The organism is Paenisporosarcina sp. FSL H8-0542, from assembly GCF_038632915.1.
GTDB lineage: Bacteria > Bacillota > Bacilli > Bacillales_A > Planococcaceae > Paenisporosarcina.
In genome coordinates this window covers 1,119,874-1,139,090 of sequence record NZ_CP152050.1, presented here as the reverse complement: position 1 = coordinate 1,139,090, position 19,217 = coordinate 1,119,874, and the positions used below count along the sequence as shown (strand labels likewise).

Here is a 19,217-nt window from a genome sequence, read left to right as displayed (position 1 = left end):
CGACAATCTCTTGATTGCGTGGCGAGTATGTTATAACTTTATTCAGCCTTCTTCGTGATAAATTGAGATTCTAGGCGATAGATGGGTTGTCCTTTTGCAGAAAACTTTTCTTCGTATTCCGTCATGATATTGTCTTCTGGCATGTTTGCATGTAAATCCAGTGAAACATATTTTAACAACATGCCATATGCTGACATGCTCATTAACGAGAATTCAAAAAGTCCACGATTATCGGTTTTAAAATGAACTTCACCATTATCAATCAGAATTGACTCGTATAACTTCAAGAAGTTTTCGTGAGATAATCTTCTTTTCTCGTGTCTAACTTTTGGCCAAGGATCCGAGAAGTTTAAATAAACGCGACTAACATCATTCTTTTCAAAGAATTTCGCCAAGTGTGCCCCATTCACTTTTAACAGTTTCAAGTTTGGCAATGTTCCCGCTTCCAGCGCATTTTCTAAAGCAGATACAATCACACTGTCATATAATTCGATGCCCATATAATTAATATGTGGATTGGCTTTCGCCATACCTGTCACAAATTGACCTTTTCCAGTGCCTACTTCAATATGCAATGGATTGTCATTTTGAAAGACTTCTTTCCATTTGCCTTTATGGTCTTCCGGATTTGGTATCACGATATGTGGGTGTGCAGCGATAAAATCTTCTGCCCACGGTTTATTGCGTAATCTCATAATCTATTCCTACTTTCATACGTGCTTTTCGACTATACATTATCATCCAAGTTCCCGCTATCGTCAAGTTCATGTCAATTTCGTTATTTTCCACCGCTTGGGAAGAACTGTAAATTTGTCCGCTACTTGTGGCACCGTCTTGCTCGCAAACTCCCCATCTGTGTGTCGATACATATAATCATTAGTTGTTAAAGCAAACGATTTAGCTGACATTTGATGTACTTCTTTAAACGATGTATGCTTCCCAAAATATACAGAGACAAAAACGAGCAACAGTTTAATACGGGACAAATGATGAACAATCGTTAATTCAATTTGACCATCAGCTGGATTGGATTGGGGAGAGATTTTCATGCCTCCTCCATAGTAGGGCTGGTTACTTACAGTCACAAACCATACTTTTTTGAATGATCGACTGTAACTAGGCGTTTCTACGTTTAAATCGAAGTGTTGAAATGTCACCAATGTCTTAATGAGAAAGAATGTATAAGCAAGTTTGCCAAGACTGAATTTATTCAATATTTTTTTCACTGGTGATTTGTTTACTTGGTATGCAATGTAAGCGTCAAAACCAATGCCTGCATTGTTAACAAAATAGTAACTTCTATTCTGATGATGCATTACACCGATGTCCATTTCAGTTGCCAAACCTTGTGACTGCACATATTGATTGACTTCGTGCGCGTTTTGAAAGGACAGAAATCCGCGTCCAAAATCATTGCCTGATCCGGCTCCGATGACTCCTGCGATACAATTAGAACAATCGAGAATCCCTTCAATTACTTCATGGGCAGTACCGTCTCCTCCAAATGCAATAATCAGTTGGGGCTCACCCGTTTCAGCACATTTTCTCGCTAATGTAGTGGCGTGTTTTGGACTGGTTGTCATTTGGAGATCGTATGTAAAATTTAATTTATTCTTGAATTGCTCCCAGCGTTTCAACGACTTTCCGTTTGCTGCTGTGGGATTGACAATAATGGTTGTTTTCATCAAATTAGTCCTTTAAGTAAATGGTATGTATTGCTTGATAAGAAGGCGTGACTCCAGGATTGATGGAGTATACAGAAAATTGATTCACTTTGAACGTACTTGTTGCTATATGCATTTCTTTTGAAAATCCCTCTTGCTGTCCACTCCATTTTTTCGCTAAAGTGATATGCGGAACAAACTTCTTGCTATCCACAGGCAATGAAAGATCCAGGCATTTTTCAAGAATTGTACTTTGCAACTCGCTCAATTTCGGATGTTCTTCGATCGCTGCATAGATTACACGTGGCGTAGTGGGATTTCCAAATGTGGACACTCCACTAATTGTAAGTTTCATGGATGCAAAGGATTCATTGTCATCCAGCTCTAGCATCAATGTCTCCAATTTTTCGCTTTCCACGGCACCTAAATAAACCAACGTAATATGCAAATCCTCTGCAGCAGACAATCTTTTGTGTGTGTTTTCCAACTGCCAATCATTCCGTGTATCGACCAGTTGTTGAGACAGTTCACTTGGTAGTTTTACCCCGATAAAATAATGTTGCATCTCATATACACCACCCTTTTTATAAAACTCAGTTTACAGGAATAAGGTTAAAAAAAATACCCCTCCACTTAGTGGAGAGGCATTTAACTTATGCATGCACAGCTTGCTCAATTTTAGCTTCAAATGCGGCTTGTAATTTTTTCGTCCAAACTCCAGGTAAACCTGAACCGACTTTTACTCCATCGATGACGACAATTGGCATGATTTCCGAAGTTGTCGAAGACATGAAGAATTCATCATTTGAATAAACAGTTGATAGAGACATCGGTTCTTCGACTACTGGTAAACCGATCTCTTCACAACAAGCCAGAATGACGCGACGTGTGATGCCATTTAGTATTAAGTTGGTCGCTGGATGTGTATAAAGAACGCCGTTTTTAATCCCATACATATTCGAAGAAGAACCTTCCGTGATTGTATCTCCTCTATGTAAAAGTGCTTCAAAACATCCATTTTCATAAGCTTCTTGTTTTGCCATGATATTCCCTAGTAAATTCAAGCTCTTAATATCACAACGCAACCAGCGTACATCTTCAACCGATTTGGCAGCTACCCCGTTCGCCATTTGGGAAACGGGACGTTCCACTAACTTCGTGTATGCCGTTAGAACCGGTTCAACAGCTTCGGTAGGAAAATTATGTTGTCTTGGACTTCCGCCGCGCGTAATTTGAACATATACCTGCCCAGTTGTCACTTCGTTGGCCTCGATTAAATCGTACATCATTTTATGGAATACATCTTTTGTATATGGAATGACTAATTTAATTTTATCGGCACTTTCGTAAAAGCGATCAATATGTTCTTTCGCCGTAAACATATTGCCATTATATACTCGGATGACTTCGTAAATGCCGTCGCCAAACTGGTAACCACGGTCTTCTTTAGATAAATGTATTTCTTCGTCTTTTACTAATCGATCATTCCACAATACCCAATTCATATAAATCCTTCTTTCTACGATTGATTTGAAGCCAGTTCACAAATTGCATCTGCATAAATGGCAACTGCTTTGATTAGATTTGGAATATCAACAAATTCATCCACTTGGTGGGCTACATCTTTCTCACCCGGGAATAACATTCCGAACGCTACACCTTTTTTAAGGACACGCGCATAAGTACCGCCGCCAATGGATAGCAATGTTGCCTTTTCACCCGTCTGACGTTCATATACACGGGATAAACTTTGAATAAGCTCATCCGATTCTTCTATATAATGTGGTTTTGAATTTGATGTAACATCGACGGCGATTCCTTTGTCACTCATTATCGTCTGGCACTGTGGCAATTGTTTCTCAAAATCATAGGTCACGGAGTATCGTAAGCTGACATCCACCGTTCCGCCTTTAGCAGGATCAAAAGAAATGATACCTGCATTCAAGGTTGTATCTCCTGACATTTCATCATTGTAGTTCAAACCGAAAGCATTTCCTCTAGAATCTTTAAAGAATGATGTGGAAACAAATTCAACAAAAGTCTTCGATCCAGCAGTTGTCACAACATCTTTCAGGAACTCAGCCAGATACACACCCGCATTTATTCCATCATTTGGTTCCATGGCATGCGCTGATTTCCCTTCCAATGACAGTTGAATGGTCTGATCTTTTCTTTCAATAGAACCTTGCAGTTGATGTTGCTGTGTGAACTGTTCAAATTCCTGTTCAATTGTATCTAGTTCACCATATACAACAGCTGTTGCCAAATCAGGAACCATGTTTGTACGTGTCCCTGCTTGGAATGATTGCAACTGCTCTTCCTGCTCTACCTTGGCCGTAGTGAATCTTAAAGTAGAAATGCCTTTTTCTGCGTTGATAATTGGGAAATCGGCATCAGGAGCAAACCCAATATGCGGCATTTCTTCTTTTTCAAAATAACGTTTTACGCATCGGAATCCACTTTCCTCGTCTGTTCCGATAATTAATCGCACCCGTTTATTTAACGGTATTCCAGCTTCTTTCACCATTTTCATAGCCATCCAAGCAGCCATTGTTGGGCCTTTATCGTCAATGGCACCTCTTCCATACAAACGGTCATTTTCAATATGACCTTCAAACGGAGGATAAGTCCAACCTTTGCCTGCTGGCACCACATCAACATGTCCTAAAATACCAAGAAGTTCTTCTCCTTCTCCCATTTCAATGTGCCCAGCCATTTGATCGACATTTTTCACTTGCATTCCCGCTTGCTGACCTTTTTGAAGCATCCACTCTAGCGCCTTTAGCGGCTCGGGTCCAAACGGGTGATCTGTTGACGATTGTGTTTCATCCAGAACACTGGGAATTTGTATCAGTTGTTGTAATTCTGCTAATAGTTCATCCTGTCTTTTGTGTGCTTCTTCCATCCAATTAATCACGTTTGAATTCCTCCTGCCACTTTCTTAAAGCTATTCTACACTTTTCTTCGAAAAATCATAGGGGGCAATTCCACTTTCTTTTTATACGAACATTATAGTACTTTTATGCAAAAATCGTTCGTTTTTATATGTCAATATTGTAAAGACACTGTAAATTTTAGATATAATACTAGAATTATTGAGCTTTTTACTATATAATCGAATTGTCAGATAACAGTAGTCTGACGAACTAATAGAAAAGGGGCTGTTTACGGCACTCTATTCAATATAGTGGAGTCTACTTTAAGACTCATAATATCGTCCGCTAGTCTTTTGCCAAGAGAACATAAGATGAAGGAGTGGTTCTACATTGAAACCAACTACTGATCGGATGCTCAATCGTATTAAAGATGTGTACATGTTTATCCGAGATCATGGGATTGTTACGACACAAGACTTAGTCGATGAATTCGGCATCACTCCTCGCACCGTTCAAAGAGATTTGAATGTGTTAGCCTTTAATGACTTGGTCAGCAGTCCAAGTCGAGGCAGATGGACAACGACGAACAAACGCGTAAAAATGACATCTTAGACTACTTAATCAAGGTAAAAAAGAATGACCGAGAAAATCTCGGTCATTCTTTCTGTTGTAATGCTTCTAATTCAGCTTCTGTTAATGGACGATAATCGCCGAGCTCGAGAGTTTCATCCAATTGAAGAGAACCCATACGCATCCGTTTTAGATACGTCACTTTTTTACCTACGGATTCAAACATTCGTTTTACTTGATGAAATTTCCCCTCCATAATCGTCAACTCGATTTCAGACACTTCACCACTTGACAAGATAGTCAATTCACCAGGTTTTGTGAAATACCCATCATCAAGCGTGACACCTTCTTTAAACTTCTTCACATCATCATCTGTTACTCGCCCATCAATAGTGGCGAAATATAATTTCGGCACATGTTTTTTCGGCGATAAAAGCTGATGGGATAGATGGCCGTCATTCGTCAGAATCAACAGACCTTCCGTGTCTTTATCCAAGCGTCCTACCGGAAAAGGTTTAAAATGTTGCGCCACTGGATCAAGTAAATCAATGACGGTTTCATCTTTTTTATCTTCCGTGGCAGAAATGACACCAGGGGGTTTGTTCATCATTAAATAAATAAACTCTGTATAAATAACTTCTTCCCCATAAACAACGATCGAATCTTTTTCCGTATCGACGTGCATGGAGACATCCTTCGCAGAAACGCCGTTTACTTCAACTGCTTTTGATTTAAGCAAAAGCTTTACTTCTTTTCTGGAACCATAGCCCATATTTGAAAGTAATTTATCTAACCTCATAAAAGAACCACCTTAAAAACCAAATTTCTTCGTATATTTCGTTAATCGTTCACCAAATAATTTCTGCGCAATTCCCAAACGAAGGGCAATGGCTCCATAAACTAGTGCACCAATTGCACCTACAATTAAGATAATCAACATAGCCCCGAATTTAGATTCGGCAGGCATGATCTGAATTAGCACCATGCGAGTGATGACAGCGGCAATAAACATCGCTACGTTTATCCCGGTAATAAGTACGATTCTTCTTACCAATAAAATGGAACGGTAGTTTTGCGTTACCACCAATACAGCAAAGTTCATAAAGATTGCAACACTGTATCCAATAATTGTCGCTGCAATAGCCCCGTTCGTTTCCCACAAGCTGATTAACGGAATGTTCAACGCCAATTTAATTAATAATCCAACCAACAAGTTGAGAATGATCCATCTCTGTTGATTGATACCTTGTAAAATGGCAGCAGTTACAGGGAACAGACTGAATAGAATGGCAACAGGCAAGTAATGCGCCAGAATATCTGAGCCTACTGCACTTTGTTCATAGAATAAGTGATAGAGTTCAGGAGCCAGAACCGTCATTCCAATCACAGCAGGCATCGTAAGGAAATATAGGATTTGGAATGTCTGATCAAGCGTTCGTGACAATTGCTTATGCTCATTGGTCGTGAAATATTTAGTTACCAAAGGTATCAATGCCATGGAGAATCCGGTCGCAAGCATGACAGGAATCATAACCAATTTATGTGCCGTGAGATTCAGAATACCCAAATAATCGGTTTTCAAGGAATGTCCTGCATCACTCATTGCACGATTGAATGTTAATAGATCCACAAATTGGAACAGTGGATTAGCAACTCCCAAAAATACTACCGGAATTGCATAAACCAAAATTTCTTTATACATATCTTTTAAATTCACATCGTAAGAAGCTGTAGATTTTTCAAGTAAATTGTCATATTCCGGTTTCTTTTTCCGCCAATAATAATACAGCACGACTATACCGCCAAGTGCACCGACAAATGCGGATAGTACAGCTACTTGAATGGCTTCTTTTGGTGTTCCACCAAAAACATTCAAGACCAGGAAAGTGCCCCCAAGTAAAAAGATAATCCGTACGATTTGTTCAATCAATTGAGAAGATGCTGTTGGCATCATGAAACTATACCCTTGGAAGAATCCTCGAAGCAAGCTCATAAAAGGAACAGCAATCAATGCAAAACTAACCCATTGAATGGCATCCGTCACGTCTCCAACCGTATATATTTTCTCATTCTCAGCGATGGTAACCCTTGCAAGTGGTTCCGCAAAGAAATATAAAAACAAAAACGATAGGAATCCTGTGACCAGCATCGCCATTAAACCGGATTTTAATAATCTTCTGCCTGTTTCATAATCCCCTAAAGAATTATATTTGGAAACAAACTTTGAAAAAGCCAAAGGCGCACCGGAAATCGCTACTGCTAGCATAAGATTGTATGGAATATATGCATATTGGTACAGCCCAATATTCTCTTCTCCAACCATCGAGTAAAATGGGATGATATAAATAACCCCTAATATTTTCGAGAGGAATAGACCAATCGTCAGAATGGCCGTACCTTTATATAAATTATTTGACATGTTTAACTTCCTGACCTCTAAATTTTAAAACCTACAGGATATTTTACCCCTCGAACATGAAAACCACAAATGGTTTATAATAAAGAAAAAAGAAGAAAGTGTGTTTATCCCATGTATGATGTAATAATTGTCGGAGGCGGTCCCTCTGGATTAATGGCAGCCATTGCTGCTGGTGAAATTGGCAAGAAAGTATTACTTCTTGAAAAAGGAACGAAACTTGGAAAAAAATTAGCGATATCTGGCGGTGGACGTTGCAACGTTACGAACCGATTATCCCAGGAAGAAATTGTGAAGCACATACCCGGTAATGGACGGTTCCTGTATAGTCCTTTCTCGGTTTTCAATAATGAAGACATCATTACTTTCTTTGAAGGTCTTGGTGTTGAGCTGAAAGAAGAAGATCATGGGCGCATGTTCCCTGTTTCCAATAGGGCTCAGGATGTTGTCGATACTTTAGTACGCCAATTGGAAAAGTTGCGTGTAGAAGTACTATTCGAAAGACCCGTTGCGAAACTTTTGATGAACGAAGATAAAATTCTTGGCGTCCGTCTGAAAAGTGGACAAGAAATCTTAAGTAAAGCCGTTGTACTTGCTGTCGGAGGAAAAGCTGTCCCTCAAACAGGGTCGACTGGCGACGGTTACCCATGGGCACAGCGTGCAGGACATACAGTCACCACCTTATACCCAACTGAAGTACCGTTGTTGTCTGATGAAAAATTCATTCGCTCAAAAGAATTGCAAGGACTCGCACTTCGTGATGTAGCGGTCTCTGTCTTGAATAAAAAAGGAAAAGTGTTGATTACCCATCAAATGGACATGTTATTTACACATTTCGGTTTAAGCGGTCCCGCTATTTTACGTTGCAGTCAATTTGTCGTCAAAGAACGCATGAAAAACGGGGAATCCCCTGTTGATATGGTTATCGATTCCTTGCCGCAAGAAAATGCGGAGTCAGCTTTCCAGATGCTGGTCAAGTTGATGAAAGAAGATGCCAAGAAATCAGTGAAAAATGTTTGGAAAGGCGTTGCGCCTGAACGTTGGCTGTTGTTTTTATTAAATCGAGCTGGCATCGAATCGAATGAAATCGGTGCTAACCTGTCCAATGAAAAAGTTCGAGCTTTGGCCAGCTTGTTGAAATCATTTACGATGAAAGTAAATGGCACTCAACCTATCGAAAAAGCGTTCGTTACCGGTGGCGGTGTTTCAGTAAAAGAAATTGAACCGAAGACGATGGCTTCCAAGAAAAAGCCTGGTCTGTATTTCTGCGGTGAAATTTTGGATATTCACGGCTATACTGGCGGGTATAACATTACCTCTGCTCTCGTTACCGGGAAAATTGCTGGCATGAGCGCTGCGCAATACGCAAAAACGATTCCATACGTACCGGTTGAATATAAATAATCATTCCACAACTAACGAAAAACGGAGCGAAGTGATCCAGTCACTTTGCTCCGTTTTTTAATTACTTCTCACTTATTTTTGTTGGCTCATGCGGAACATGCGGCCAGCGCAAACGTACGGTTCTAAACCCTAGTAAGATATAAGAATCAAAAAAGGAAAGAGGCAAGTGATTTTGTCACTTCCCCCTTTCCATAACATTATTGCGTAATCTCTCGCATCTTCTTATCCAGCAGTTGAAATGCGTGCTTTAATTCACTTTTTGGTACACTCTCATACAAGTCACCAATGCTCAATTCAAAATTACATCTTTCATCTGATGTTTCTCTTAAATACCTGGTTAAACCAATACCTGTTTCAATGTGTATTTCTGCCAACAAATGTTCCATGGTTTCCTTTGCGCCACCAAAATAGACGTGGAACATATTAGAAACAGGCTTCAATGGTAATGTTTCCACTCCATGACATGAGTTGAAAAGTCCGGCAAGTTCCTTTGCATCCTCATAATATTGCCCCATTTTCTCTGATCTTTGATCAAAATAATGATCGGCACTGATGATATATGGGTACAGACTGATTAAATCTCCCCCATGACGTCGTTTCCAAATCTTTGATTCTTGCGCAAAGTCTTGATCACCGGCCAGAATAGCCCCCGCAATTCCACCTATCCCTTTATAAACGGAGATATATACGCTATCAAATAAACTACAGATCTCAGTTGCAGTTTTTTGATAATAAGGAAGTATTTCAAGAAGTCGTGCCCCATCTAAATGCAACATGATTCCTTTCTCACGACAATGACTGGATATTTTTTCGAGTGTTTCATACGTCGGTAATTGACCTCCTATTTCACGCTGAGGCAATTCCAGCAATAGACAAGCTATTTCCTCGTCCATAGTTAGCACATCATTCAGTTCAATTACCCTGTTCTTGTCCGCCAACAACACCGTTTCGATGTGGTGCAATTCCTTCAAGCCATCATGCTCATGAATTTCCAGATGGCTTAATGGATGATAAGCCACTTTTCTCTGGCCTTTTTTGTCGCACCAGATACGCAATGCGATTTGCTGGGCCATTGTGCCACTTGGAAAGAAGACAGCTGTTTCTTTACCTAAATACGCTGCCATCTTGGCTTGAAAAGCTTCAATTATTTCACCTCTTCCGTACATATCGCTCACTGTCTGGCCATCGAAAGAGTCGAATGCCTCTTTCAATATTTGAATATTTCTTGTACCGTGTCCATCAATTTGATATTTAGTTTGTTTAAAAGAATCCATTAGAAGATTAGTTTGGCTCATTGTTTTATCCTCCCATTCTTTCTACGTATCTATTTAGTATAGCACTTGAGCATGGAATGTATGAGGAGCTGTCCACTTCACTTAAGATGAATGTTGTGTATTCCAAATGACACATCTATACTGAACTTATATAAAGCATGAATATTCAAAACTATAGGAGGAAGTAATATGAAACTAGGAGCATTTTCTGTAAGTTTAAGTGTAAAAGACATTAATAAATCAAAATCATTTTACGAAGATTTAGGGTTTGAAGTCTTCGGTGGGGACATTACTCAAAATTGGCTTATTATGAAGAACCAAGGTTGCGTAATAGGGCTGTTCCAAGAAATGTTCGAAAAGAACATTCTGACTTTTAATCCAGGATGGAATCAAAATGCCGAGAATCTTGATACGTTTACGGACATTCGAGAACTGCAGAATCAGCTTAAAGCAAAAGGAATTAAAATACTGACTGAAGCAGATACATCAAGCGTTGGACCAGCCAGTTTTACAATTGAAGATCCAGACGGTAATCCTATTCTCGTGGATCAACACGTATAAAGAACAGATAATGTGGGACAACTACTTTTTTCGGAACGATCGCAACTTCACCATCTAATCAACAAAAATAAACCCCAGTCATTTAAATGACTGGGGTTTTCGCTTATCCTGCAAAATATAGTGCAATGGCGAATGATATCAGTGAAATGATAAATACACTGAGTGCCATCCTTTTGTTGGATTTAGAAATTTCCGGGTGACGTAGAATCGTGAAAATCTTCCAAGAAAATGCGATGACGACAAGTATTAAGACAACATGTATCGGTTCCATTAGCCGACCACTATGTTCACAAGCTTACCAGGAATGGCAATGACTTTTTTGATTTCTTTTCCATCAAGAATTTCAATCACTTTTTCGTCTTGTAAAACCGCTTTTTCCAACTCATCTTTAGTGAAATCTTTACTAACGACCATTTTCGTGCGAACCTTACCATTGAATTGGATAGCCATTTCAATTTCGTTTTCCACTAGTTTGGATTCATCGAATGTCGGCCAAGCCACGTAAGAAATCGTTTCGCTGCCTCCAAGTTTTTCCCAAAGCTCTTCTGCCACGTGTGGTGCTACAGGAGCAAGTAGCTGAACGAATCCTTTTACATATTCAACAGGAATTTGTGGTGCTTTGTAAGCATCATTGATAAAGACCATCATTTGCGAAATCGCTGTGTTGAAACGGATTCCTTCGTAGTCTTCCGTCACTTTCTTCACTGTCTGATGATACACTTTTTCGAGTGTTCCATCATTTGACTCAACAATCTTACCGCTGATTGTACCATCTTCATTTACGAACAAGCGCCAGATGCGATCTAGGAATCGACGGGCACCGTCAAGTCCATTTTCTGACCACGCAATGGACGCGTCCAATGGCCCCATGAACATTTCGTATAAACGAAGAGTGTCTGCACCGTGGCTTTCCACGATATCGTCAGGATTCACGACATTCCCTTTTGATTTGGACATTTTCTCGTTATTTTCGCCCAAAATCATTCCTTGGTTGTAAAGTTTTTGGAATGGTTCTTTAGTTGGCACAACGCCAATATCATACAACACTTTATGCCAGAAACGAGCGTAAAGTAAGTGAAGAACCGCATGTTCAGCTCCACCGATATAAATATCGACAGGCAACCATTGTTTAATCAATTCTGGGTCTGCGATGGCTTGATCATTGTTTGGATCAATATAGCGCAGGTAATACCAGCAGCTACCTGCCCAGTTTGGCATTGTATTCGTCTCACGACGGCCTTTCATGCCCGTTTTCTGATCAACAACATTTACCCATTCGTCTATTTTAGCAAGTGGTGATTCACCTGTTCCACTTGGTTTAATATCATTAGATTTCGGTAAAATCAGTGGAAGTTCTGATTCATCAATAGCTGTTATTGAACCATCTTCCCAGTGAATTACAGGAATCGGCTCTCCCCAGTAACGTTGACGGCTGAATAACCAATCACGTAGGCGATATGTTACTTTCTTTTCGCCAGTTCCTTTTTCTTCAAACCAAGCAATCGCTTTTTCAATTGCTTCCGTTTTGTCCAGACCATTCAAGAAATCAGAGTTTACATGCTCGCCTTCTCCTGCATACGGTTCTTTTGAAACGTCTCCACCTGCAACGACTTCAACTATTGGAAGTTCAAACTGTTTGGCAAATTCATAGTCGCGTTCGTCATGTGCAGGAACAGCCATGATTGCGCCCGTACCATATGAAGCCAGTACATAGTCAGCAATCCAAATCGGCATTTTTTCTCCATTTACTGGATTAAGTGCATAAGCACCTGTAAACACACCTGTTTTGGATTTTGCTAAATCTGTACGCTCAAGGTCGCTTTTCAACTTCACAGATTCAATATATTTTTCTACCGCTTCACGTTGTTCGGCTACGGTAATATCTTTTACCAAAGCATGCTCGGGTGCCAGTACTGCATATGTTGCGCCAAAGATTGTATCCGGACGTGTAGTAAATGCACGGAATGAGTGCTCAGTGCAATCCACTTTGAATGTCAGTTCTGCTCCTTCTGAACGGCCAACCCAGTTACGTTGCATATCTTTAATGCTTTCTGGCCAATCCAGTTCATCCAAATCTTCGATTAAACGATCGGCATATGCTGTAATTTTCAGCATCCATTGCTTCATTGGACGTCTTTCAACAGGATGCCCTCCGCGTTCGGATTTCCCATCAATCACTTCTTCGTTTGCAAGCACAGTTCCAAGTGCCGGGCACCAGTTCACTGCCACTTCATCCACATAAGCCAATCCTTTTTTATGTAGCTGAAGGAATATCCATTGCGTCCACTTGTAATAAGAAGGATCCGTTGTATTGATTTCACGTTCCCAATCATAAGAGAATCCAAGTTCCTGAATCTGACGTTTGAATGTCGCAATGTTTTTTGCCGTAAATTCAGCAGGGTCATTGCCTGTATCAAGAGCATATTGCTCTGCAGGCAAACCGAAAGCATCCCATCCCATTGGATGTAACACATTGTAACCTTGCATACGCTTGAATCGGCTCAAAATATCAGTTGCCGTATATCCTTCTGGATGACCTACATGCAGTCCTGCACCTGACGGAAAAGGAAACATATCCAAAGCATAAAACTTCGGTTTTGAAGAATCTTCCCCAGTTTTAAATGTTTTATTTTGATCCCAATACGTTTGCCATTTTTTTTCAATCTGTTGATGTTTAAAATTCATATCTTTTCCTCCTTAAAATAAAGGCTCTGTTAAACAATGCTGTTGATTTTCCGCAAAACAGCTACGCTTTCCTTGGGCGAGTGTCGAGCCTCCTCAGGCCAACAGGATGTTGGTCACGAAGGCGTTGCCACACGAGGTGGCGTTCCTAGCCTTCGTTCCTATATTCGCTTCTGGGGGGTCTCGACTGTCTCGCTTTCCCAAAGGAGTCTTCGCTGTTTTGCTCCATATCACTTACCAGTAAAAAACAACAAAGAAATATAACATAGCCAAAATAAAAAAAACTCTCGTCCATTAGTCAAAAAAGACTAAGGGACGAGAGTTATACGCATACTCCCGCGGTACCACCCAAATTAGCAACAAATATTGCTCAACTTGTTTCCTTAACGCGGAAAACGGCACCGGTTACTACTACTTCACCACTGCAGACTCCAAGGCGAGTTCAATAATTTGTGATACCGACTTGCACCAACCGTCGGCTCTCTACAAAACACAACATTATTTACTGATCCTTTTCACAGTCTTACACTATTGTTTTTTATTGTAATCGAAGTTTTCAAAAAGCACAAGATTTATTGAACAGTATATCCGCCGTCCAGGACAACTGCCTGTCCCGTCATGCCTTTTGCCGATTCGCTGGATAAGAACATTGCTAAATCCGCGATTTCTTTTACATCCAGTAAACGTTTTTGTGGAACCAACGGATAAATAACTTCTTCAAGCACTGATTCAAGGGGCACATTGCGAGTTGTAGCCAAATCTTGCAACTGATTACGCACAAGTGGCGTGTCCACATAACCTGGGCAAATTGCATTTACGGTAATGCCGTCCACTGCTGTTTCAAGAGCTGTAACTTTCGTCAATCCAATCACGCCATGCTTGGCCGAGTTATAGGCTGATTTACCAGCAAACCCTACTAATCCGTTGATTGAGGCCATATTGATAATACGGCCGAAGCCTTGTTTGCGCATATGTGGCAATACATTTTTCGTGGCAATAAATGGAGCAGTGAGCATGATTTTTATAAGCAATTCAAAACGTGCAGTTGGGAAATCTTCCAACATGGCAACGTGTTGCATACCAGCATTGTTGATTAAAATATCAAGCTTGCCAAATTGTCTGATGGTTTCATCGATTGAAATGATAATTTCCTCTTCAACAGTTACGTCACATTTTAAGCCGATTGCACCTGAACCAAGTGAAGCCGCTGCTTCTTTTACTTTTTCTTCATTCAAATCAGTCAACACCACTTTGGCGCCAGCTTGTGCAAACTCTTGTGCTATTTGAAAACCGATTCCTTGTGCTGCACCAGTAATGAATAACACTTTATCTTTTACCATCATATTTCCCTCCAAAAAAATCAGCCGCACTAGGCGGCTGAGTTCATTTAATTAATTCCAAAACCAAACGAGAAAAGTATAATCGCAATTACTACACCGATTGCTGGTGTAACAACTGTAGTTGCAGCTACTGCCCAATATGCTTGGCTATATTTCTCACCACAAATGGAATGAATAGTTGTGACTACATAGCCATTGTGTGGCAATGAATCAAGCGCTCCAGATGAAATGGCCACAACACGGTGTAACGCTTCAGGGTTAACACCAGCATCCATATAACCTGGTGCTAATAATGGTAATGCTATAGCTTGCCCACCAGAAGCTGAACCAGTCATACCTGCAATTACTGATACCGCTACAGCTGCTCCGATTAAAGGAGAACCAGGAATGCTGGTCATTGCATCAACTGCTACCTGAAATGCAGGCACAGATTTTGCAACTCCACCGAAGCCTACAACCGCAGCCGTGTTACCAATAGCGATAATAGCACCTACAGTACCTGCAGAAACTGCTTCCCAAGGTGATTTAAAGTATTTCCAACTAACGATAAACGTTGCAATAATTCCACCCAGCAAGGCAACAATTAATGCGGAAGTTTTTAATTCATTGTGGAAAATGAACGAAATACCCAATACAACCAATAATGGAATCATAGATAGGAATGGATTTGGCAATGGACGGTTTACATCAAAAGTTGGATCCGTTTCACGATCTTCAAAACGTTCACCTTTATTGACTGCTTTCGTGATAAGTTTTTTCAACCACCAATAACCGAAAACTGCCATGAAAGCAGCTACAATTAAACTGACTTCCCAACCTGCAAACTGATCTGTCTTTAAATATGGAATTGGAATCCAGTTTTGAATTTCTGGAGAACCTGCAGAAGTCATTGTAAATGTGACAGATCCTAAAGCTAATGTCGCCGGAATAAAACGACGTGGTAAATCTGCTTGTTTAAATAAAGAGATAGCCATTGGATATACAGAGAATGCTACGACGAACAAACTAACACCGCCGTAAGTTAAAGCTGCACATGCAAGTACAATTGCAAGCACGGCAAACTTCATGCCTAATTTTGCTACAAACCATTTGGCAACTGAATCTGCAGCACCACTGTCTTCCATTACTTTTCCAAAAACAGCCCCAAGTAAGAACATTAGGTACCAAGCTAAAATGAATGATGTAAAACCTGTCATATAACTGGTAACAAAGTTTGCTGCTCCTTCTTCAACCAACTGAGGAAATAATGGCAGACCACTCATGACGGCAACGAATAATGCAGAAATGGGACCACCAATAAGAATATTTACACCTTTTAATGTTAAGAAAATGAGTAAAGCTAGTCCACCAAGGAGGCCGATCATACTTAATACAATACTAGTATCCATTAATAAATTTCCCCCGAAATTTTATTAAGACGTTTTAGAACTGGACGTTTTCTTTTACATTATCCACATTTAAAGAAGCTTCTGTAGAATCAATGACGTCTTGAACAGAGAACCCTTCAAAAACTTCTTTTAGAACCAATCCAGTTGGTGTTACTTCAATCAAAGCACGTTCTGTAATTATTTTATTTACTACGCCTTTACCGGTTAACGGGAGATCACATTGTTTCTTGATTTTGGCTGACCCATCTTTTGCAACATGGTCCATAATCACGATGATTTTCTTGGCACCATGAACTAAATCCATTGCGCCGCCCATGCCTTTAATCATTTTGCCTGGAATCATCCAGTTTGCTAAATCGCCAGTCTCTGAAACTTCCATACCACCTAAAATAGCAACGTCAACATGTCCACCACGAATCATGGCAAACGACTCAGCACTTGTGAAAAATGCAGAACCTGGAATTGTTGTAACCGTTTCCTTTCCTGCGTTAATCAAGTCAGGATCAACTTCATTTTCTGTTGGATACGGTCCGATACCTAGTAATCCGTTTTCAGATTGTAAAACTACTGTTTTGTTAGGAGAAATATAGTTTGCAACCAAAGTTGGCATCCCAATTCCTAAGTTCACGTAGTTTCCGTCTTCAATTTCTTGTTCAGCTCGAATAGCTATACGATCCCTAACATTTACTTTTCCCATGCTGTTTGTCTCCTCCTGTCTTATGAACGAGTCGTTAAACGTTCAATCCGTTTTTCCTGTGATGCTTGCAGTAGTCCTTGTACATAGATGCTTGGTGTTTGAACTGTGTTCGGATCCAAGTCACCTGTTTCAACAATTTCTTCCACTTCTGCAATGGTGAATTTCCCTGCAGCTGCCATCATCGGATTAAAGTTTTGCGCTGTTTTGTTATAAACAAGATTCCCAAACTTATCAGCTTTCGCAGCACGAACAAGTGCAAAGTCAGCTCGCAATGCTTCTTCAAGTACATATTCCTTACCGTCAAAATCACGAATTTCTTTTCCTTCAGCAATGGTTGTACCAACGCCTGCCGGAGTAAAGAATGCAGGAATGCCAGCACCGCCCGCACGAATTTTTTCAGCTAAAGTCCCTTGTGGCGTCAACTCCACTTCGATTTCGCCAGATAATACTTGGCGTTCAAATTCCTTGTTTTCACCAACATATGAACCGATCATCTTTTTTATTTGTTTATTTTTCAATAAAAGACCAAGTCCCCAATCATCAATTCCACAGTTATTCGAGATAACGGTTAAATCGGTTACTCCTTTATCAACAAGAGCAAGAATCAATTTTTCGGGTATTCCAACCAGTCCAAAACCACCGACCATTAATGTCGCCCCATTTTGAATTTGTTGTACAGCCTCTTCTGCAGAAGAATAGATTGGCTTCATGTGTTTTCCTCCTTACAAGAATTCATTTAATTAATTGTATAAAAGCGCTTTCATAGCTATTAAAACAGATACAGAATTTTCACGCAATAGAAGTTGTGACAACTAATTGTCGAAATCCCTCGTCTTTAAGTCCGAAATTTCGGACTATTTAGAAGTCTATTTAATATGAATAGAGATTTTGTCGAAATTAGTAGTCCTATTTTTCGGATTTACGTCCGTTTATTCGGAATTAGGTCATAAGTTATATTTTTTTATTTTTTCATAAAGTGTCGAACGACTCAGTCCTAATTGTTTGGCTATTATCCTTTTATCCTTTTCATCTTGCAATGCATGTTGAATCATCATTTTTTCAAGATCTTCAATTGCATCCTGCAAGTTGACGAACTGAGTTACGGGTTTTTTTCGAACTTGTTTTAATTGTTCCGGTAATGCAGTTGGTTCTATTATCTCGTGCTCGGCTAAATAAACTGCCGCTTGAATGACATTTTGCAATTCGCGAACATTGCCGGGCCAATGGTAGTTTTGTAAATACTCTCTTGTTCGGCTCGACAGGACAAGTCTGCGTTTACCAGCCTTTAATATGTATTGCTGCAGAAAGGTATTAGCCAGTTCTGTGAAATCTTCCATTCGCTCACGTAACGGGGGAATACGTAGCGTAATGGCTTGTATTCGATAATATAAATCTTCTCGGAATTTGCCTTGTTCAATTAAATGTTCCAAAGGACGATTGGTTGCTGCAAGTATTCTAACGTTTACCTGTTTCGTCATATTAGAGCCAATGGGTTCAATTTCACCTTCCTGTATAGCGCGTAATAGCTTCGCTTGAATGGTCAGTGGCATTGCACCAATTTCATCAAGAAACAAGGTGCCATTATCGGCAAGTTCAAAGCGTCCTTTTCGATGATGCTTTTCGGGCTCTATATTGGCACCAAAAATCTCCGATTCCAATAAATCCTCTGGGATTGCTGCACAATTAATTTTCACAAAGGGAAATTCGGCACGCTCCGATCGTTCATGGATACTTTGAGCGAATAGTTCTTTTCCCGTCCCACTTTCGCCTTCTATCAGTACGGACAAATCACTTGGGGCAATCATTTGTATTGTTTCTTTGATCGAACGAATCGCTTTCGAACTACCTTTAATATCTTCAAGACGATATAATTTGTTCGGTGCTTCATGCGAAGTCATGTTAATTTTGTCCATGGTAGTCCTAACGTGTGAACTAAGCTTTTTCCAATCGTTCATATCCCGAAAAACAACGCTTCCAAAAGCACCGACAATTTCTCCATCCACTATTAAAGGTACGCGATTAGCCAGCATATATGTCCCTTTTATGTAATGAGGAGATGCTTGGTGTGCCATTCCGGATTTAATAACTTCGTGCATTTTTGTATTTTCGATTACTTCATCCACAGGTTTTCCGATGGCTTGATCTCGTGGCACCTCTAAAAACCGGCAATAGTCTTCGTTGATATAAAGGATTCGTGAATTTTTATCTACCACGACAAACCATTGAAATGCGTTCTCCAATATTTGTGCAAGAACAGACTCCGGTAATTGTTGTAATACTGACTTCATTTTACTCACCCTAACTTTGCGATTCGTTCCATTCTATTTTCCCAAAGAATACGCAAT

General features: G+C 40.1%; 18 protein-coding genes and 1 other annotated feature. Of the genes, 3 read left to right on the top strand and 15 right to left on the bottom strand.

Annotated features, from left to right (window positions below; all coding sequences use genetic code 11):
• Positions 1 to 38: 38 nt before the first annotated feature.
• From trmB to pepV, 5 genes are all read right to left on the bottom strand, one after another.
• Positions 39 to 695, bottom strand: coding sequence for a tRNA (guanosine(46)-N7)-methyltransferase TrmB (trmB, locus tag MHH33_RS06175; RefSeq protein WP_342543224.1), 657 nt, complete (start codon positions 693 to 695; stop codon positions 39 to 41).
• A 69-nt stretch (positions 696 to 764) separates the two neighbouring features.
• The gene (locus tag MHH33_RS06170; protein WP_342543223.1) at positions 765 to 1,685 is read right to left on the bottom strand and encodes a diacylglycerol kinase family protein; all 921 of its coding nucleotides are present in this window, start codon (positions 1,683 to 1,685) and stop codon (positions 765 to 767) included.
• Positions 1,686 to 1,689: 4 nt separating this feature from the next.
• Positions 1,690 to 2,229 carry an RNA 2',3'-cyclic phosphodiesterase gene (gene thpR, locus MHH33_RS06165; protein ID WP_342543222.1) on the bottom strand — a complete coding sequence of 180 codons (540 nt, stop codon included), beginning with the start codon at positions 2,227 to 2,229 and terminating at the stop codon, positions 1,690 to 1,692.
• 88 nt (positions 2,230 to 2,317) lie between these two features.
• Entirely contained in the window at positions 2,318 to 3,169 is an 852-nt protein-coding gene (gene dat, locus MHH33_RS06160; RefSeq protein ID WP_342543221.1) for a D-amino-acid transaminase, read from the bottom strand.
• A gap of 14 nt (positions 3,170 to 3,183) precedes the next feature.
• The gene (gene pepV, locus MHH33_RS06155) at positions 3,184 to 4,578 is read right to left on the bottom strand and encodes a dipeptidase PepV (RefSeq protein WP_342543736.1); all 1,395 of its coding nucleotides are present in this window, start codon (positions 4,576 to 4,578) and stop codon (positions 3,184 to 3,186) included.
• Between the two features lie 352 nt (positions 4,579 to 4,930).
• Between pepV and MHH33_RS06150 the strand changes: the two genes are divergently transcribed.
• The gene (locus tag MHH33_RS06150) at positions 4,931 to 5,152 is read left to right on the top strand and encodes a DeoR family transcriptional regulator (protein ID WP_016426574.1); all 222 of its coding nucleotides are present in this window, start codon (positions 4,931 to 4,933) and stop codon (positions 5,150 to 5,152) included.
• Positions 5,153 to 5,195: 43 nt separating this feature from the next.
• On the opposite strand, the gene MHH33_RS06145 is transcribed toward MHH33_RS06150, so the two are convergent.
• Positions 5,196 to 5,909, bottom strand: coding sequence for a pseudouridine synthase (locus MHH33_RS06145; protein WP_342543220.1), 714 nt, complete (start codon positions 5,907 to 5,909; stop codon positions 5,196 to 5,198).
• A gap of 12 nt (positions 5,910 to 5,921) precedes the next feature.
• Complete coding sequence (locus MHH33_RS06140; protein WP_342543219.1) at positions 5,922 to 7,529, bottom strand: polysaccharide biosynthesis protein; 1,608 nt, start codon at positions 7,527 to 7,529, stop codon at positions 5,922 to 5,924.
• Positions 7,530 to 7,640: 111 nt separating this feature from the next.
• On the opposite strand from MHH33_RS06140, the gene MHH33_RS06135 reads away from it, so the two are divergent.
• Positions 7,641 to 8,930 carry an NAD(P)/FAD-dependent oxidoreductase gene (locus MHH33_RS06135; protein WP_342543218.1) on the top strand — a complete coding sequence of 430 codons (1,290 nt, stop codon included), beginning with the start codon at positions 7,641 to 7,643 and terminating at the stop codon, positions 8,928 to 8,930.
• 197 nt (positions 8,931 to 9,127) lie between these two features.
• On the opposite strand, the gene MHH33_RS06130 is transcribed toward MHH33_RS06135, so the two are convergent.
• Complete coding sequence (locus MHH33_RS06130; RefSeq protein ID WP_016426570.1) at positions 9,128 to 10,225, bottom strand: aminotransferase class I/II-fold pyridoxal phosphate-dependent enzyme; 1,098 nt, start codon at positions 10,223 to 10,225, stop codon at positions 9,128 to 9,130.
• A gap of 168 nt (positions 10,226 to 10,393) precedes the next feature.
• Between MHH33_RS06130 and MHH33_RS06125 the strand changes: the two genes are divergently transcribed.
• Entirely contained in the window at positions 10,394 to 10,765 is a 372-nt protein-coding gene (locus tag MHH33_RS06125; RefSeq protein ID WP_016426569.1) for a VOC family protein, read from the top strand.
• A 103-nt stretch (positions 10,766 to 10,868) separates the two neighbouring features.
• Here the strand turns inward: MHH33_RS06125 and MHH33_RS06120 are convergent, their stop codons facing one another.
• The 7 genes from MHH33_RS06120 to MHH33_RS06090 form a co-directional block, all read right to left on the bottom strand.
• The gene (locus MHH33_RS06120; RefSeq protein WP_016426568.1) at positions 10,869 to 11,036 is read right to left on the bottom strand and encodes a hypothetical protein; all 168 of its coding nucleotides are present in this window, start codon (positions 11,034 to 11,036) and stop codon (positions 10,869 to 10,871) included.
• Positions 11,036 to 13,450 carry a leucine--tRNA ligase gene (gene leuS / locus MHH33_RS06115; RefSeq protein ID WP_342543217.1) on the bottom strand — a complete coding sequence of 805 codons (2,415 nt, stop codon included), beginning with the start codon at positions 13,448 to 13,450 and terminating at the stop codon, positions 11,036 to 11,038. The genes MHH33_RS06120 and leuS overlap by 1 nt, the downstream gene beginning before the upstream one ends.
• Positions 13,451 to 13,755: 305 nt before the next feature.
• Positions 13,756 to 13,975: a binding site (T-box leader), on the bottom strand.
• A gap of 44 nt (positions 13,976 to 14,019) precedes the next feature.
• Positions 14,020 to 14,787, bottom strand: coding sequence for a 3-hydroxybutyrate dehydrogenase (locus MHH33_RS06110; protein WP_036659257.1), 768 nt, complete (start codon positions 14,785 to 14,787; stop codon positions 14,020 to 14,022).
• 47 nt (positions 14,788 to 14,834) lie between these two features.
• Positions 14,835 to 16,175: a GntP family permease gene (locus tag MHH33_RS06105; protein WP_016426565.1), complete on the bottom strand. Its 1,341-nt coding sequence runs from the start codon at positions 16,173 to 16,175 to the stop codon at positions 14,835 to 14,837.
• A 34-nt stretch (positions 16,176 to 16,209) separates the two neighbouring features.
• On the bottom strand, positions 16,210 to 16,872 hold the full coding sequence (locus tag MHH33_RS06100) for a 3-oxoacid CoA-transferase subunit B (protein WP_342543216.1): 663 nt from the start codon (positions 16,870 to 16,872) through the stop codon (positions 16,210 to 16,212).
• A 20-nt stretch (positions 16,873 to 16,892) separates the two neighbouring features.
• Positions 16,893 to 17,582, bottom strand: a complete 690-nt coding sequence (locus tag MHH33_RS06095; protein ID WP_342543215.1) for a CoA transferase subunit A — start codon at positions 17,580 to 17,582, stop codon at positions 16,893 to 16,895.
• 234 nt (positions 17,583 to 17,816) lie between these two features.
• Complete coding sequence (locus MHH33_RS06090) at positions 17,817 to 19,160, bottom strand: sigma 54-interacting transcriptional regulator (protein WP_342543214.1); 1,344 nt, start codon at positions 19,158 to 19,160, stop codon at positions 17,817 to 17,819.
• Positions 19,161 to 19,217 lie beyond the last annotated feature (57 nt).

Excerpts from the sequence above, each read along its gene's own strand:
- trmB (WP_342543224.1), bottom strand. The coding sequence starts at position 695 with ATGAGATTACGCAATAAACCGTGGGCAGAAGATTTTATCGCTGCACAC.
- MHH33_RS06170 (WP_342543223.1), bottom strand. The coding sequence starts at position 1,685 with ATGAAAACAACCATTATTGTCAATCCCACAGCAGCAAACGGAAAGTCG.
- thpR (WP_342543222.1), bottom strand. The coding sequence starts at position 2,229 with ATGCAACATTATTTTATCGGGGTAAAACTACCAAGTGAACTGTCTCAA.
- dat (WP_342543221.1), bottom strand. The coding sequence starts at position 3,169 with ATGAATTGGGTATTGTGGAATGATCGATTAGTAAAAGACGAAGAAATA.
- MHH33_RS06145 (WP_342543220.1), bottom strand. The coding sequence starts at position 5,909 with ATGAGGTTAGATAAATTACTTTCAAATATGGGCTATGGTTCCAGAAAA.
- MHH33_RS06140 (WP_342543219.1), bottom strand. The coding sequence starts at position 7,529 with ATGTCAAATAATTTATATAAAGGTACGGCCATTCTGACGATTGGTCTA.
- MHH33_RS06135 (WP_342543218.1), top strand. The coding sequence starts at position 7,641 with ATGTATGATGTAATAATTGTCGGAGGCGGTCCCTCTGGATTAATGGCA.
- MHH33_RS06130 (WP_016426570.1), bottom strand. The coding sequence starts at position 10,225 with ATGAGCCAAACTAATCTTCTAATGGATTCTTTTAAACAAACTAAATAT.
- MHH33_RS06125 (WP_016426569.1), top strand. The coding sequence starts at position 10,394 with ATGAAACTAGGAGCATTTTCTGTAAGTTTAAGTGTAAAAGACATTAAT.
- MHH33_RS06120 (WP_016426568.1), bottom strand. The coding sequence starts at position 11,036 with ATGGAACCGATACATGTTGTCTTAATACTTGTCGTCATCGCATTTTCT.
- leuS (WP_342543217.1), bottom strand. The coding sequence starts at position 13,450 with ATGAATTTTAAACATCAACAGATTGAAAAAAAATGGCAAACGTATTGG.
- MHH33_RS06110 (WP_036659257.1), bottom strand. The coding sequence starts at position 14,787 with ATGGTAAAAGATAAAGTGTTATTCATTACTGGTGCAGCACAAGGAATC.
- MHH33_RS06105 (WP_016426565.1), bottom strand. The coding sequence starts at position 16,175 with ATGGATACTAGTATTGTATTAAGTATGATCGGCCTCCTTGGTGGACTA.
- MHH33_RS06100 (WP_342543216.1), bottom strand. The coding sequence starts at position 16,872 with ATGGGAAAAGTAAATGTTAGGGATCGTATAGCTATTCGAGCTGAACAA.
- MHH33_RS06095 (WP_342543215.1), bottom strand. The coding sequence starts at position 17,582 with ATGAAGCCAATCTATTCTTCTGCAGAAGAGGCTGTACAACAAATTCAA.
- MHH33_RS06090 (WP_342543214.1), bottom strand. The coding sequence starts at position 19,160 with ATGAAGTCAGTATTACAACAATTACCGGAGTCTGTTCTTGCACAAATA.